The organism is Nocardia carnea NBRC 14403 (assembly GCF_000308515.1).
Taxonomy (GTDB): domain Bacteria; phylum Actinomycetota; class Actinomycetes; order Mycobacteriales; family Mycobacteriaceae; genus Nocardia; species Nocardia carnea.
In genome coordinates this window covers 332,750-348,168 of sequence record NZ_BAFV01000039.1, presented here as the reverse complement: position 1 = coordinate 348,168, position 15,419 = coordinate 332,750, and the positions used below count along the sequence as shown (strand labels likewise).

14 protein-coding genes are annotated in these 15,419 nt (G+C 66.5%); 10 read left to right on the top strand and 4 right to left on the bottom strand.

Translation table 11 applies throughout. The annotated features are described in order from the left end of the window. Positions 1–65 precede the first annotated feature (65 nt). From ON22_RS14495 to ON22_RS14470, 6 genes are all read left to right on the top strand, one after another. Positions 66–1,742: a fumarate hydratase gene (locus ON22_RS14495; RefSeq protein ID WP_051157619.1), complete on the top strand. Its 1,677-nt coding sequence runs from the start codon at positions 66–68 to the stop codon at positions 1,740–1,742. Between the two features lie 206 nt (positions 1,743–1,948). Then, entirely contained in the window at positions 1,949–2,986 is a 1,038-nt protein-coding gene (locus tag ON22_RS14490; RefSeq protein WP_033241698.1) for a fused (3R)-hydroxyacyl-ACP dehydratase subunits HadA/HadB, read from the top strand. Positions 2,987–3,127: 141 nt separating this feature from the next. Continuing rightward, positions 3,128–4,660 carry an ABC transporter substrate-binding protein gene (locus tag ON22_RS14485; RefSeq protein WP_033241699.1) on the top strand — a complete coding sequence of 511 codons (1,533 nt, stop codon included), beginning with the start codon at positions 3,128–3,130 and terminating at the stop codon, positions 4,658–4,660. Next, positions 4,645–5,586, top strand: a complete 942-nt coding sequence (locus ON22_RS14480) for an ABC transporter permease (RefSeq protein WP_231507938.1) — start codon at positions 4,645–4,647, stop codon at positions 5,584–5,586. Before ON22_RS14485 ends, ON22_RS14480 begins: the two co-directional genes overlap by 16 nt. Then, positions 5,583–6,416: an ABC transporter permease subunit gene (locus ON22_RS14475; protein ID WP_051157618.1), complete on the top strand. Its 834-nt coding sequence runs from the start codon at positions 5,583–5,585 to the stop codon at positions 6,414–6,416. The genes ON22_RS14480 and ON22_RS14475 overlap by 4 nt, the downstream gene beginning before the upstream one ends. Further along, positions 6,413–7,852, top strand: coding sequence for an ABC transporter ATP-binding protein (locus ON22_RS14470; RefSeq protein ID WP_051157617.1), 1,440 nt, complete (start codon positions 6,413–6,415; stop codon positions 7,850–7,852). Before ON22_RS14475 ends, ON22_RS14470 begins: the two co-directional genes overlap by 4 nt. 90 nt (positions 7,853–7,942) lie before the next feature. On the opposite strand, the gene ON22_RS14465 is transcribed toward ON22_RS14470, so the two are convergent. Genes ON22_RS14465 through ON22_RS14455 form a run of 3 tightly spaced genes read right to left on the bottom strand, consistent with a single transcriptional unit; the run spans position 7,943 to position 10,135 of the window. Next, on the bottom strand, positions 7,943–8,602 hold the full coding sequence (locus ON22_RS14465; RefSeq protein WP_033241700.1) for a DUF4760 domain-containing protein: 660 nt from the start codon (positions 8,600–8,602) through the stop codon (positions 7,943–7,945). Further along, positions 8,599–9,231 carry a DUF1028 domain-containing protein gene (locus ON22_RS14460; RefSeq protein ID WP_051157616.1) on the bottom strand — a complete coding sequence of 211 codons (633 nt, stop codon included), beginning with the start codon at positions 9,229–9,231 and terminating at the stop codon, positions 8,599–8,601. The genes ON22_RS14465 and ON22_RS14460 overlap by 4 nt, the downstream gene beginning before the upstream one ends. A 4-nt stretch (positions 9,232–9,235) precedes the next feature. Then, on the bottom strand, positions 9,236–10,135 hold the full coding sequence (locus ON22_RS14455) for an alpha/beta hydrolase (RefSeq protein WP_174375582.1): 900 nt from the start codon (positions 10,133–10,135) through the stop codon (positions 9,236–9,238). Between the two features lie 283 nt (positions 10,136–10,418). Between ON22_RS14455 and ON22_RS14450 the strand changes: the two genes are divergently transcribed. The 3 genes from ON22_RS14450 to ON22_RS14440 all read left to right on the top strand — a co-directional run bounded on the left by ON22_RS14450 (position 10,419) and on the right by ON22_RS14440 (position 13,568). Continuing rightward, positions 10,419–11,300: an alpha/beta fold hydrolase gene (locus ON22_RS14450; RefSeq protein WP_033241701.1), complete on the top strand. Its 882-nt coding sequence runs from the start codon at positions 10,419–10,421 to the stop codon at positions 11,298–11,300. A gap of 577 nt (positions 11,301–11,877) precedes the next feature. Then, on the top strand, positions 11,878–12,561 hold the full coding sequence (locus ON22_RS14445) for a HEAT repeat domain-containing protein (protein WP_197039608.1): 684 nt from the start codon (positions 11,878–11,880) through the stop codon (positions 12,559–12,561). After that, positions 12,555–13,568: a MerR family transcriptional regulator gene (locus tag ON22_RS14440; RefSeq protein WP_033241703.1), complete on the top strand. Its 1,014-nt coding sequence runs from the start codon at positions 12,555–12,557 to the stop codon at positions 13,566–13,568. Before ON22_RS14445 ends, ON22_RS14440 begins: the two co-directional genes overlap by 7 nt. Before the next feature lie 21 nt (positions 13,569–13,589). On the opposite strand, the gene ON22_RS14435 is transcribed toward ON22_RS14440, so the two are convergent. Beyond that, positions 13,590–14,594: an alpha/beta hydrolase gene (locus ON22_RS14435; RefSeq protein ID WP_051743099.1), complete on the bottom strand. Its 1,005-nt coding sequence runs from the start codon at positions 14,592–14,594 to the stop codon at positions 13,590–13,592. 99 nt (positions 14,595–14,693) lie between these two features. On the opposite strand from ON22_RS14435, the gene ON22_RS14430 reads away from it, so the two are divergent. Further along, complete coding sequence (locus ON22_RS14430) at positions 14,694–15,335, top strand: TetR/AcrR family transcriptional regulator (protein WP_033241704.1); 642 nt, start codon at positions 14,694–14,696, stop codon at positions 15,333–15,335. Positions 15,336–15,419: the final 84 nt, after the last annotated feature.

Genomic DNA, 15,419 nt, shown 5'->3' with positions numbered 1-15,419 from the left:
ACAGCGGCGTCCACCGTGGCTGTGCCCTGTTCCACCCGCAGCCCACTTCCGAAGGAGTGCGATCGGTGACCGCTCCCGAGTTCCGCTATTCAGACCTGCTCCCGATCGGCGCCGACGACACCCCGTACCGGCTGCTCACCACCGAAGGTGTCCGCACCTTCGAATCCGGCGGCCGGACCTTCCTGCAGGTCGATCCGGACGTGCTGCGCATGCTCACCGCCGAGGCGATGCACGACATCAGCCACTATCTGCGGCCCGCGCATCTGGCGCAGCTGCGCCGGATCATCGACGACCCCGAGGCCAGCGGTAACGACCGGTTCGTCGCACTCGACCTGCTCAAGAACGTCAATATCTCCGCCGGCGGCATCCTGCCCATGTGCCAGGACACCGGCACCGCCATCGTGATGGGTAAGAAGTCCGAGGGTGTGCTCACCGGCGTGGACGACGCCGAATGGATCAGTCGCGGCGTTTTCGACGCCTATACGAAACTGAACCTGCGGTATTCCCAGCTGGCGCCGGTGACCATGTGGGACGAGAAGAACACCGGCTCGAATCTGCCCGCGCAGGTCGAGCTGTACTCCGCGCCCGGCGATCCCGCGCAGCCGTCCTACAAATTCCTGTACATGGCCAAGGGCGGCGGTTCGGCGAACAAATCCTTCCTCTACCAGGAAACCAAGGCCATCCTGAACCCCACCCGGATGCTGGAATTCCTGGACGAGAAGATCCGTTCGCTGGGCACCGCGGCCTGCCCGCCGTACCACCTCGCCGTGGTCATCGGCGGTACCAGCGCCGAATTCGCGCTGAAAACCGCCAAATACGCCTCCGCGCACTATCTGGACAACCTGCCCACCGAAGGGTCGATGACCGGGCACGCCTTCCGGGATCTCGAACTCGAGCAGGAAGTATTCAAACTGACCCAGTCGTTCGGTATCGGCGCCCAGTTCGGTGGTAAGTACTTCTGCCACGATGTGCGTGTGGTGCGGTTGCCCCGGCACGGCGCGAGCTGCCCGGTCGCACTGGCGGTCTCCTGTTCCGCCGACCGGCAGGCGCTCGCCAAGATCACGCCCGAAGGTGTGTTCCTGGAACAGCTCGAACGCGAACCCGCGCAGTACCTGCCGGAGCAGACCGACGAGATCCTCGGCGGCGATGTGGTGAAGGTCGACCTGAACCGGCCGATGGACGAAATCCGCGCGGAACTGTCGAAATACCCGGTCAAGACCCGGCTCTCGCTGTCCGGCCCGCTGGTGGTCGCGCGCGATATCGCGCACGCCAAAATCAAGGAGCGACTGGACGCGGGCGAGGAGATGCCGCAGTACCTGCGGGATATGGCCGTCTACTACGCCGGCCCCGCGAAAACCCCCGACGGTTACGCCTCCGGTTCCTTCGGCCCCACCACTGCGGGCCGCATGGACTCCTACGTCGACCAATTCCAGGCGGCCGGCGGTTCCTTCGTGATGCTCGCCAAGGGCAACCGCTCCGCACAGGTCACCAAGGCATGCAAGGAACACGGCGGTTTCTACCTCGGCTCCATCGGCGGCCCCGCCGCCCGCCTCGCCCTGGACTGCATCAAATCGGTGGAGGTCCTCGAATACCCCGAACTGGGTATGGAAGCGGTCTGGAAAATCGAGGTCGAGGATTTCCCGGCGTTCATCGTGGTCGACGACAAGGGCAACGATTTCTTCGCCGAAACCCAGAAGCCGATCGCGCTGCGTGTGCGCACCCGGTCGAAAGAACGCGTCTGAACCCTCCGCTCGCGCCGGGTATGCAGTATCGGTGACATGACCCGGGCGGACCGGGCCGCAACCGCAACATCAGCACAGAAAACGAGTCGCCGTCGGCGTCTGCTGCCCGCACGTCTTATCGTGTGCGAGCGTTGGTCGCTCATGCAAGCGGTTCTCCGGCAGCCGGCTACGGGTGCCGGAGGAATCCGGGAACGAGGAGAGCCTTGGTGGAAACAGTGTCGGATACGGCCGGTCTGGTGGGGTACCGCTACCGCGTGCCCGACTACTACGAGGTGGGGCGGGAGAAGATCCGCGAATACGCGCGGGCTGTCCAGGATTTCCATCCGGCACATTGGAGCGAGGACGCGGCGTGGGCGCTCGGGCACAGTGAACTGGTCGCGCCGACCACGTTCGTCTCGATCGCCGCGATGCTCGCCAACCGCAGGCTCTTCCAGGAGATCATCACCGGCTACGACGTATTCGTACAGACCGATCAGGTCTTCGAACTGTACAAACCGTTGCTCACCGGCGACCGGTTGGTCGGCGATGTCGAACTCTCCTCGGTGCGCACCATCGCGGGCAAAGATCTGCTCACCGTCACCAACACCTTCACCGATCAATCCGGCGACGTGGTGCACATCATGCATACGACGGTGGTCGGCGTCACCGGTGAAGAAGTCGACGCAGGTGTCGGTGACGCGATCGATCGCGTACTCATGCACGGTCTCGAGATGTCACCGTCCGCATCGGCAACGTCCGAGGGTGTGGACGGTTCACCGGCGGTGGCTGCGGAGCCGGAGGACGGCCCGCAACTCTCCATGGTCTCCCGGACACGTCCGCTGCGCACCACCTTCCGATTCGAGGATGTCGCGGCCGGTGCCGAACTCCCGCCGCGAACCGTGCGGCTGACGCGGGGAGACCTGGTGAATTACGCCGGAGTGTCGGGTGATGCGAACCCGATTCATTGGCACGCCGATGTCGCCGCGCTCGCGGGCCTGCCGGATGTGATCGCCCACGGCATGCTCACGATGGGGCTGGGGGCCGGGTTCGTCTCCGAGTGGCTCGGCGACCCGGGCGCCATCACCAGGTACAAGGTGCGGCTGTCGAATTACACGGTCGTCGAATCCGGTTCTGCGGGCCTCGAGCTCACCGGCCGAATCAAATCGGTCGACCCCGCGACCAGGAGCGCCGTGGTCGTCGTCACCGCGAAATCCGCGGGCCGCAAGGTCTTCGGCCTCGCCACCGTGGACGTCCGCTTCGCGTAGTCTGCCGGTCTGCCGACCCGAACCCGGGGCGGACCGTGGGTGGATCGGCCGCTGGAAGCGCTGCTGCGCGACCGGTGGTTGCGGTAACCTCGTTCCAGTTAGCGCAGGCTAACCTTGTATCGGGCTGGATGAGGTCGAGCTGTGGAATTGAACAGGCGTCATATCTTCAAGGCCGGCCTGGGGCTGGGTGCGGTATTGCTGATTGCCGGTTGCGGTGACGGTTCCTCATCATCCGAAAGTTCGGACGGCCCCCCGCAGCCCGGTGGAACCCTTCGGGTCGGCGCGCTCGGGAAATCGTCGAAGATCGAGCGTGACCCGCATCAGACATTGAGCAACGAGAGTGATTTCCTCATCGCCTCGCTCGTCTACGACGCCCTCACCGTTCCCGGCGCGGATCCGAATGTTGCTCCGCGGCTGGCCTCGGCATGGGAAGCCGATGCGCAGCAGCAGAAATGGACCTTCACGATCGCGGAGGGGGCACGGTTCCACGACGGCCGTCCGGTGACCTCCGACGATGTCGTCTGGTCGCTGCGCCGGCTACGCGAGATCGCGGGTGAAACCAAGGTCCCCGTCCCGTCCACCGGCGATATCCGGCCGGCCGGGCCGAACGCGGTGGTGCTGACCTGCGCGGCACCGAACAGCCAGCTACCGTTGCTCCTGCGGATGATGACGTTCGTGGTGCCCGCGGGCACCACCGATTTCACCGCGGCGGTCGGTACCGGGCCGTTCCGGCTGGAGTCCTACGACAACGGCAACGCTCGCCTGGTGCGCAACGAGAACTGGTACCGGGAAGCCCCGCTGCTGGACGCCATCGAGGTCACGCTGTTCGAAAGTCCCGAATCGATGGCCAACGCGATCATGGCCGGCCAGATCGATCTCGCGTCGAGCGTGGGCGCGGTGGCCGGACGGACAGCGGAAACCCGGGACGAACTGGAGGTCATCCGCCGTCCCGACGACGTCTCGGTGGCGATCGCCATGCGCACCTCCGACGGGCCGTTCGCCGACCCCCGGGTGCGGGAGGCAATGCGGCTCGCTGTGGACCGCGAAGCGATGGTGGCGCAGGTGCTGTCGGGGTACGGCACCGTCGCCAACGATATTCTCGGCACCGCCGACCCGGAATACGATACGACGATCCCGCAACGCGGACGCGACCTCGACCGCGCCCGGCAACTGCTCAACGCCGCGCAATTCGATACCGGGAAGACCTATCGCCTGCTGACGAAACAAGAGGCCGTGGGTGAGGTCGAATCGGCGAAGGTTTTCGCGAGCCAGGCCGCCGAGATCGGACTGAAGATCGAGGTCGTCGTGCAGGAATCGAACGCCTTCTACGACGAGACCTGGCTGTCGGCGCCGTTGTACACCGTGAACTGGGGCACCAACGATTCGGTGGTCTTCTTCGCCAGCAAGGTCATGTATTCGCGCACGAAATGGAACGAAACCGGCTTCCGTGACGCCGCGTTCGACAAGGCCTACACCGAGGCCCTCGCCGCACCGCCCGGCGCGGAATACAGCGCGGCCTGCCAGGAGATCCAGCGGATCCAGCACGATCACGGCGGATACATCGTGTGGGGGATGGCCGACGGTATCGATATCGCCTCCCGGTCCGTGCACGGCCTGCCGACACTGGGCGGATACGGTCGTGTGCAACTCGAGCGGGCGTGGTTATCGCGTTGATCGGATTCGCCGCGACGGTGGCGCGTCGCATCGGACTGCTGATCGCACTGCTCGCAGTGGTGTTCGTGGTCGTCGACCTGCTGCCCGGGAACGCGGCCCGGGCCGTGCTGGGCCGGGATGCGAGCGCGGAACGGATCGCGGCCAAGGAACACGAACTCGGTTTGGACCGGCCGCTGCCCGCCCGTTTCTGGGAGTGGTTCAGCGGTGCGGTCACGGGTGATTTCGGGACCACCGCGCGCGGGCAGTCGGTGAACGAGCTGCTGGCGGACAAGTTCCCGCAGACACTGCTGCTGGCTTCCAGCGCCCTGCTCGTCACGGTGACGGCCGCATTGCTGCTGGGATTGTGGTGGGCGGCCCGGCCCGCCGGTCGCGCCGCACGCGTATTCCAGCCCGGTTCGGCCTTCGTGATCGCGGTCCCCGAATTCGTCGTGGCGACCTTGCTGGTTCTCGTCTTCTCCCTCTGGCTGGGCTGGTTGCCCGCAGTGACCTTCACCGACCGGTCCGGATACCCGGCCGGTGCAGATATGCTGATCCTGCCGGTGCTGGCCCTGGCGATACCGCAGGTGGGCTGGAACGTCCGGGTCGTCCGGGGTGCGGTGACCGATGCCGCGACCGCGCCGCATGTGGAAAGCGCGGTCCTCAACGGTCTTCCGGAGCGGACGGTGCTGCTGCGCCATATCCTGCCGTTCGCGTGGCCGACCATCGCGATGTCGTTCGCCACCTCCGTCGGGACCCTGTTCGGCGGGGCACTGGTCGTGGAGACGATCTTCAACTATCCAGGTATGGGTGCCATGGTCGCCGGTTCCGTATCGGATCGCGATACGGCTTTGGTCGCGGCCGTTGTCGCCGTCACCGGGACGACGATCATGGGCATTCTGCTGGTGGCCGATGCCGTCCGGGCCTGGTCGAACCGAGGCCGGCCATGACCCTGCCGATCACCACGCGCCGGCTCCGGCCCGCCACCGCCTCGCTCCGGCTCTGGCTGCCCGCGCTGACCGCCGTCGTGGTGGTGGTTATCGCGATAGCCGGGCCGATGTTCGCTCCCCGCGCCGTCGACCATCCCGTCGGCATAACCTTTGCGGAACCGAGCGGGGAGGCCTGGCTGGGCGGTGATCGGCTCGGCCACGACGTGTTCAGCCAGTTACTGCACGGTGGATGGGGACTGTTGCTGGTCGCGGTGATCATCGCGGTGCTGGTGACCGGATGCGCGGCGGTGCTCGGTTCCGTCGCCGCGCTGTATCCGCGGGTGGGCGGGTGGATCGAACGAGCCGCCGACCTGGGCATGCTGTTGCCTCCGGTACTCGCGATGCTGCTGTTCATGCTCTCGTGGCCGGAATCCGGCGCAGTAGGGCTCGTGATCATCTGCGTTGTCGCCGGGACGCCGTACACAGCGCGTGTTTTCGCCGCCGCGGCCGCAGGCGTGGCGGCCTCCGGTTTCATCGAGGCGGCCCGGGGGCGCGGGGAGGGCGCGGCGTATCTCGTGGCCCGGGAGTTGCTGCCGAACCTGCGGGAAACACTGCTCACCCAGCTGGGCCTGCGTTTCGTGGAGGCGATGTATCTGGTGAGCACTGCCGCGTTCCTGCAGTTGCCGACCACGCTCGGCGATGCGAACTGGGCGGTCATGGTCCGCGAGAACGCCTCCGGAATCCTGCTCAATCCGGCCGCCGTATTGGCCCCGAGTCTGGCCATCGGATTGCTCGCGGTGAGTGTGAACAGTGCCGTAGCGGCTTTCGGACGAGGGAGGCGCAGCGTATGACCACGGGGGTTGTGGTCGAAGAACTCTCGATCCGGGCACGTACCGGCGCCGAACTGCTGGCGTCCACATCGTTGCGGGTGCCGCCGGGCACGATCACGGCGATCACCGGACCGTCCGGCGCGGGCAAGACGACCCTGATGCGGGCGGTACTCGGTCATCTGGCCGCGGGCACCACACGTGTGAGCGGTTCGGTTCAGATCCGTGGACAAGACATCTTTGTCCTCGATCGTGCGGCATTGCAGACTTTCCGTCGCGAGCATCTGGCCTATGTCGGCCAGGATCCGGGCGCCGCGCTGAATCCGGCCGTGCGGATCCGTTCAGTCCTCGCCGAGGCGGCGCCGCGGTCCGCTCCCGCCGAACACATTTCGGCGCTCCAGCGGGTCGGGCTGGCGGGACATATGCTGCGCAGCCGGCCCGGCGAATTGTCCGGTGGCGAACAGCGCCGTGTGGCACTCGCAGCGGCGCTGGTCCGCAGAGCCGGTGTGCTCGTCGTCGACGAACCGCTCGCCGGACTGCACGGACAACTGCGCAGCGAGATCGCGGATCTGCTGCGCTCGCTGGCCGCCGAGGAGAAGGTCGCCGTGCTGGTGTCCGGCCACGACACCGCAACCCTGCATCGACTGGCCGACGAGGTGGTCTGTCTGGGTGAGCCCCGGGCTGAGTTGCTCGGCCGGTTGTCCTCACCCGCCCACCCGGTCGTGAACGAGGTCGCGCTGCGCGCGGAGGCGATATCCGCGCGCGCGGGCAGCCGTATCCTGCTGGAATCGGTCGACCTCACCGTCGGTGCAGGTGAATCGGTCGCGCTGGTCGGGCCATCCGGAGCCGGGAAGACCACGGCGGCGCGGGTACTCGCGGGCCTTCATGGCCAGGCGTCGGGGCACCTCGAGGTGAACGGCCGCCGCCTGGGGGTCGGCGACGCGCGCCGTTCCCGCCGCGACCGCCGGCGAATCCAGCTCATTCCCCAGAACCCGCTGTCCACTCTCAACCCGAAACACACTGTTTTACAGACTCTTTGCCGTCCATTGCGGCTGAGCGGAACCCGGTCGCGTGAAGTGACCGGGCGCGCCGCGGACCTGGTGCGGCAGGTCGAACTCGACGCCGCCATGCTGCACCGCTACCCGGACGAACTATCGGGCGGCCAGCGACAGCGGGTGGCAATCGCCCGGGCACTGGCCGCCGCGCCGGAGGTACTGATCTGCGACGAGATCACCTCCGCCCTCGACGCCGAAACAGCCGCCGCGATCATGGGGGTGATCGACCGTACCCGCACAGAACGCGGAATCAGCGTTCTCGTGATCAGCCACGATATGTCGGTGGTGGCCGGGTACTGCCACCGGATACTCGTCCTCGCCGATGGCCGGGTGGTGGAGGCGGGGAACACCGCCGCTGTTCTCGCCGAGCCCAACGCCCCACAGACGAGAGCCCTGCTCGCTTGAGCCCGCCATACCGGAAACGAAGGCTCGGAGCCTGTTTCATGTCATCGCGTTCCTCGGCGGTCTACGCGTTCCGGCCGGGATCGTGCCTGCTCAGCGTGCTCCGGAGCCAGGAATACCCTCGGTGCCGGGAAAGCGTACGAACGCCACCGGGTTCGGTGCGTCCTGCCCTGTACCGGCTACGGCCGGTGGCCGGGTGGCTTCGGTGAAGAACTCCAGACCCCGGTAGAGTTCCGGCCCCACCCGGGCCCGGCGGTCCTCGATATAGTCCCGGCAGATCAGGAAACACCGGGACATGGTGCCGCCGCGCAGATTACGGACCAGCGGCACGTCGATCATGCCCTGCTCGGCCAGTACCGCGAGGAACTCGTAGTAGTCGAGCATCGCGATGACCCGGGGCTCGTCGGCGAGGCAGACATCCGCCGTGACCGGCAGATCGTTGGCTATCTGGTTGGCCATCCACGTATCGGCCGCAGCCAGATGGTCTGTCGTCTGGAATGCGGCGATGAGCTCCACGGTGTACTGCCGGCGTTGCGCCTGCCGGTGCTGGAGCACGGTGGCACTCCCGAAAACCACCGCTACCAGTAGAGAAGCAGCCGTCGCGTCGATAGCGTCGGTGGTCTGCAGGATGGCAAAGATCGCGAACCCGGCGGCGGTGACCGCCGCGGTCTGGATCGCCAGCCGCACCGGCAGACCGAGGAGACGCCACCGGACGCGGATACGGCGCAGGCGGCTTTCGTGCGAAACGGTCATGGCGGTGCCCCATAACGTAGCTCGAGCAGACGGCCCAGTTCCGTCAGTGGAAAGTCGTGGTCATCCACCCGGAGATCGATCTCGATATCCGTGCCCAGGATATAGTCCGAACCGCGCCGGGCGACCAGGATTGCGGCGGACTGCCTCCCGCGCCGATCCCCGCCGGCCGCCTCTCCCGCCTGTAAGGACTCGCAGAGGCGTTGCGCCAGTGGTTTTTCCGGGTCCCCGTCGGTCCACGCATCCGACATGGCGGTGATGACTTCCGGGCCGGCCAACAGGTTACCCATAACCACATAGCCCTCTCCTCGGATGCCGCCCGCATAGGGACTGCAGTCACCACCGGTCCATAGGGCCGATCCGCCACGGTTGTCGACAATGCCCACCTGCCGTGCAGCGCGACCGGAATCCTGGGACAGCAGAACGTCGAGCGTTTCGCCGGCGCTGCGCCCGCCGCGTAAAGACGACAGCCCCAGCGGCCGGAACGATGCGTTGGTGTAGGCCTGCGTGGCGAGGGCGCCGGCGTCCGCCTGGGCGGCCGGCACCATCGATCCGACAGCGAGGTATTTCGAGGCCACTCCCACACCCCAGGCGCCGGTTTCCGGATCGCCGGCGACGATGGAGAATGTCATCGCGCTACGCGAGGCGGTCGAGTAGCGAGGCCAGTTCGCGTGCGCGCAGGACCACACCGCCGTGGCCGGCATCCAAGGTGTGCACATCGAACGGGTTGCCGGGAGTGAGACGGTCGGCGTCGGTGATCATCTTCGTGACCAGGGCGGGGGAGAGGACATTGTCCCGGGTCAGCCGGATGTAGCTGCGGGGTACGCGGCCCCAGGTCTCGGGCTGGACGCGGGTATCGGCGAACTGGGTGCGGGCGCCGTCCTCGTGCTGCATACCGAAATTCAAGACGGCCAGTGTCTGTTCCAAGGTGGCCTCGGGCATGTTGAGCATCCGGAAATCTTCGAGGGCTTCGATATCGGCGGAACGCATGTTGAACCGGATGATGCCCGGGGGAACCGCCTCCAACCCGAGGAACAGCGAATGGTCCGGGTTCGCGGCCGGGATGTCCTGGGCTGCTTCGGGAGTCTGTGCCAAAGCCATGGCACTGGGGGCCTCGGGTGTGGAAGGGCAGAACGCGGAGAGGTAGACCAGCCGGTGGATCGCCTCGGGGATCTTGTTGGCGACCATGCCGATGGTGACCCCGCCGAGGCTGTGCCCGATCAGGACGACCGGGCCGTGCTGTTGTACCCGCTGCACCGTATCGACGACGTGGGCGACGTTGTCCTCCACTGTTATTTCGGCCAGTGGCGAGTCTGCGGCGGTGAATGCGGCGAGGTCCTGCGGTGCTTGATACGACAGCGGAAACGGTGCGTCCAAGCCGTGGCCGGGTAGATCGATCGCCAGACTCCGGTGGCCGAGCAGGGCCAGTTCGCGGACCACGGGTGTCCAGTAGAAGCTGTTGCAGGTCAGGCCGTGCACGAACACGAATGTCGGTGCGCCGGTGCTGATTGTCGAAGACTGTGCGGTCTCGGGCACGTATCCCCCTGGGTGCGGAAGCGTTGAACAACGGGTTTTTACCCGTCCAGAACCTCTGTCAACCTTCACCGTTTCGGGACCATCGCGAGTATGCGCCGCAAGGGTGCGGACTGGGATACCTGCCGATCACACGTGCACTGGGCTGTTGCTGTCCTGTTCGGCGTCTGCCGTCCGGCGGTCACAACGTGCGGATCTATTCACAGGTATAGCGTCCACATACTTCTAAATGTAGTATGTATGCTACGAACAGCAATAGTGGTTCGTAGGTTGAGAGGGGATAACCATGCCGAAGATCGGGCGATTCACCAACGACGAGGCGAAGGCCGAATACCTGCGCGTCTACGACGCATGGGCGCAGCGGTGGCCGGTGCCCTCGACGGTCCTCGACGTCGAAACGTCGTTCGGGACGACGCGTGTGCGCAAATCCGGAGCCGGCGAGGGCGAACCGGTATTTCTGCTTCCCGGCATCATGGGCAACGGTTTGGTCTGGCACCGGTTCATCGGAGATTTCGCCCGGGACCGCGTGGTGTACACCCCGGATGTCATCGGCTGGCCGGGGCGGTGTGTGCAGACCGCGCCTGTGCGAGACGGTGCCGACGTGGCGAAGTGGGTGGTAGAAACTCTCGACGGGCTCGGCGAGGACCGAATCCACCTGGCCGGGAATTCTCTCGGCGCGTGGCTTGCAGCCATGGTCGGCATCCACTACTCCGACCGCTTGTCGAGCCTCACCATGTTCGAGCCGGGCGGCGCCACCTTCGCCAAGCCGAAGTGGAGTTTGTTGTTCAAGTTCCTGATCGCCGGTATGCGTCCCACTCCCGAACGTATGCGCAAGCTCAATGCCTGGTTGACACCCCGTGTGGAGCACACCGACGAGGAGTTCGCGATGGTGATGGCGAGCTTGAAGTTCAAGACCGGAATGCCCTGGGACCGGTTGCTCACCGACGAGGAACTGGCGGCAATCACCGTCCCGGTGCTGGTGCTGTTCGGCGCCGAAACGGTGGTCAACGACCCCGAAATCGGAGCGGCCCGCGCCCGGAAACATATTCCGTCGGTCGATGTGCAGACCTATCCGCATATCGGGCACGACCTGCTGTGGGCGAACCAGGAAGTGGTGATCCCTCGCTTCCTGGACTTCGCCGACGAGCACGACCGAATCCGGAAGTGACAGTCACCTGATTCGCGGCCCGGGCCTCCGGTGGGTGGAATTCGCCCGGCAGGCTGTGGTCCGAGGCGGCAGGCCGCGGCCGGGCGACACATCCGAGCCCCGGGCTGCGATATAGGAGATGGGTCGGGAAAAACGCACGAGATCGATCCGCTGGAAGGAGGTGGGAGCGATGGGTTCCTTCGGCCTCGATGTCGGTGTGGGTATCGACCTGTTCCTCAGGTGGCTCGCCGTGATGTTCGGGCTCGATATCGGCATCAGCTGACATCCGAGTTCCGTGTCACACCGGCCGCGGCTGTCCTTTTCCGGATAGTTGCCTCTGCGAGAGCGCAACCGCGGTGACCGCCGGGTCGCCACCGCTCGTCCGCTCTCAGTCCTTGTTCCATGAAGACGGTGCTCTCGCGCCGGGCACCTGGTTGCTCGGGCGGGCGCATCGTGCATGCCGGCCACACCGCGGAATATCGGTGTGGATGTGGGGTCTTTGCAGCCCGGTTTGCGGTGACGCCGCATCGTCCTGTGATCCCGATGGTTCCTGTACTTGACCTTCTCACTGTGACAAGGTCTTGACTGGCTGTCGGAGGTGGTACCCATCAATACGACACACAGGAACTCTGGACATACGCGACTGCTCGGCGCATTGGCCGCGGCGGATTCGTCGACGCGGCTGCAGGCGGCGCTGGCCGCGGGTACGCATCCCGCGCCGGAACTCGTCGACGCGCTGGTGCAGCGGTGCGCGGTGGAACCCGACTTCTTCGTGCGTGACATGCTCACCTGGGCCCTGACCCGGCTTCCGGCGCAGGTCACGCTTCCGAAACTCCGCGCGGAACTGGATTCGGAACGTGCGCAGGCGCGCAGTCAGGCGCTGCATACGTTGTCGAAGATCGGTGACCGCACCGCCTGGCCCGCGATCACGCGATCATTACTGCGTGACCCCGACGACGAGGTCGCGCGCAGCGCCTGGCGTGCCGCCGTCGTGCTGGTGCCGGACGCGGAGGCGGCGGCGCTGGCCGCGGAACTGGCCACCCAATTGGGCCGGGGTGACCGAGAAGTGCAGCTCAGTCTCAGCCGGGCGTTCGTGGCGCTCGGTGAGCCGGCCGAGGCGGTACTCGACGCAGCGGCGGCCGGTCCGAACCCGGCGGTGCGGGCACATGCGAACGCCACACAGCGTCTCCTGCGTGACCCGGACGCCGGTTTCGACCTCGCCGTCGACGCGGCCCGGCGGGTGGTGGCGCTCGGACCGGACGGCGAGGAGGCCGCATGCTGATCGGTGAGGTCGCGCGACGCTCGGGGGTGAGCACCCGGATGCTTCGTCACTACGACTCCCTCGGGCTCGTGCGACCGACCGGCCGCACCGTGGGCGGCTACCGGGAATACTCGCCCGAGGACATCCGGCGGATCTTCCACGTGGAGGGTTTGCGATCGCTGGGATTATCGCTGCGAGAGATCGGGCGGGCCCTCGACGATCCCGGATTCACCCCGTCCGCACTGGTCGGCGACCTCATCCGGAAGACCGGCGAACGACTGAACCGGGAACAGGAGCTCCTCGACCGGCTGCGCAGTGTCGATGCCGCCGGTCCCACCGGCTGGCAGGACGTCCTGCATATCGTCGAGCTCTTGCACGGGCTCGGTTCGCCGTATGCCGCCCGGCGCCAGCAGGCGATCCTGGCCCCGGCCGAGGATGTGCCGCCGCCCGCAGAACTGCTGGCGGCTGCGGTTCTGGCCGAATCCGATCCGAATGTCGCCGGTTCGTTGCGCTGGGCCCTCTCCCGGGCCGAGGGAGATGCGGTGGACGGACTCGCGTCGGGTCTGCGTTCGGACGATGGCGATATCCGCCGCCGCGCGATCCGCGCGCTGGCCGAATTACCCGAGGCCACCGAGGTACTGGCCGGGGCGCTCACGGATCCGGATGCGGCGGTTCGCCGGTACGCGGCGCTCGCGCTGGGGGCGCGCGGTGTGACCACGGCCGTGCCGGAGCTCATCCGCACAGTCGTCGAGGGCCCGAACGATGTCGAGGCGGCCGAACTCCTGGGCGGTGTGGCCGAGGACGCGATATGGGCCGACCGGATCATGACCGCGCTAACCACCGAATTCGCCGCGCACCCGGACGATTCCGCGGTACGGACCCGATTGACCCAGGCACTCGCCGAGATGCCGGGAACTCTCGCTCTGGACCTCCTCCGGGAACTGTCCCACGACGACGAACGGGCTGTCGCTCTGCTCGCTTCGGCACTCGTGCAGGCGGTCGAGGAACGGTCTGCCGCGGATACGTGACGCGGCCGAGCGTTGTTATCTTCACGAAGAGCTGTCGGCCCCGAAAACGTTGTCGCGCAGGAATACACCGGTCAACCGCATCGCTTCGCGGCTTTCGGGCAGTAATGCGTCGAGAACCGGAAAGGCGTGTACCTGGCCGCGCCAGATATGTGTTTCGACGGTACGTCCGGTCTCGGCGAGGAGCCGGGTGAAATCCAGGATATCGGCTTCGAACATCTCCCGTCGTGCCGCGGTGAGGAAGGCCGGGGGAAACACTGCGGGGTCGGCCTCCAGCATCGAGCGTGCACCGCGCGGGGCCACCGGGCCGCGGGCCCACTTCCGTTTCGCGCGCCGATAGGCGGAGACTGGCATGAGGGCGTCGTGGCCGATGATTTCGTGGTCCCGGCGATCGGCGTCGAGGTCTATGTGCGGCGAGTATCCGATCATGGCGGCGGGCGCGGGCAGCCCGTCGGCCGCGGCGAGTTCGCAGGTCTTGGCGGCGAGGAAACCGCCCGACGAATCACCCGCGAGGACGACTTTGCCGGGGTTCGGGCAGCGATCGAGCAGGGCGCGATAGGCGGTGTAGGCATCGTGTACCGCGGACCCGACCCCGCCGTGGGGTAGCTGCCGGTAGAGCACGGAGTACACCGGTATGCCCAGGGTTTGCGCCATTCTGCTCGCCACGCGGCGGTGCGTGCCGGCGCCGCAGAAGGTGAAACCACCGCCGTGCAGGTACAGCACGGTCGCGCCGGTCAAACCGTCCTGTGCGGGTATTGCGGGCCGGTATTCCTCGACGGGCACCGCGCCGAGTTCGGTGATCGAACAGGTGACCCCGGGCAGCCGCGGTAGTCGGCCGATCGCGGTATCGAGCAGTGCGAGTGCGCGGATACCGGGATCGTTCAGCGGCCAGATCCGATAGCCCTGCTTGGCGATCAGGCGTGCCAGCACATAGGTCACCCGCGTGCCGAGGCCGGCTTGGTCGTGCAGGTTCACCGCGGGCTCCGATATCTGCGGTGGGGGAGCGGCGGGTGTGGTTTCACTGGTCACGACGTGTCCCTCGGGTCGACGGCCTTATCTGACATGTACACTTGTCAGATACTGTCGGCCAGTATTGCACGACAACACCGCGAATCGGAAGGAGCGACGATGGCCGCCGCGCGAGACCGGGGTGCCGGCCGCCGCTATTCCGGTATGGACGCCGCCGAGCGCACCCGGACCCGGCGGGTCGCGATAATCGGTGCGGCGCTGGAACTTTTCGGTACGGCCGGGTTTGCCGCGACCTCGGTCAAACAGATCTGCGGTACGGCCGGTCTGACCGAACGATATTTCTACGAATCCTTCCGTGACCGTCATGCCGCCCTGGCCGGTGTGTACGGCGAACTCGTCGCCGAGCTCCGTGTCTCCACGCAGGCCGCCATCGACGCGGCGGACGGCGATATCGGCACCGCCGCGCACGACGGGCTGGCCGCATTCGTCGGATACCTCACCGCGGACCCGCGTCGTGCCCGGATCGTGCTGATCGAGGTCGTGGGCGTATCGCCCGAGATCGAGGAATTACGCCACGGGGTGCTCCGTGCCTTCGCCGATCTGATCGCCTCCGTATGGTCGGCGGATCAGGGTATCGATTCGGCCGACGAACGGTCGCGGCTGACCGCGATCGCGCTTTCGGGGGCGGTCAACAACCTGCTGGTGGACTGGATGATGACGGGTACGCGCCAATCGCCCGAAATGCTCGTCGAGGTTTGTACAACACTTTTCCTCGCCGCACTGGAGGGTCTGAAGCGCTAGCTCGGATATTCCGGCTCGGCGAGAGATTTCCTTGCTTCACCGCCGTGCCGTACTGCACACTTCATCTGACACGATTACATGTCA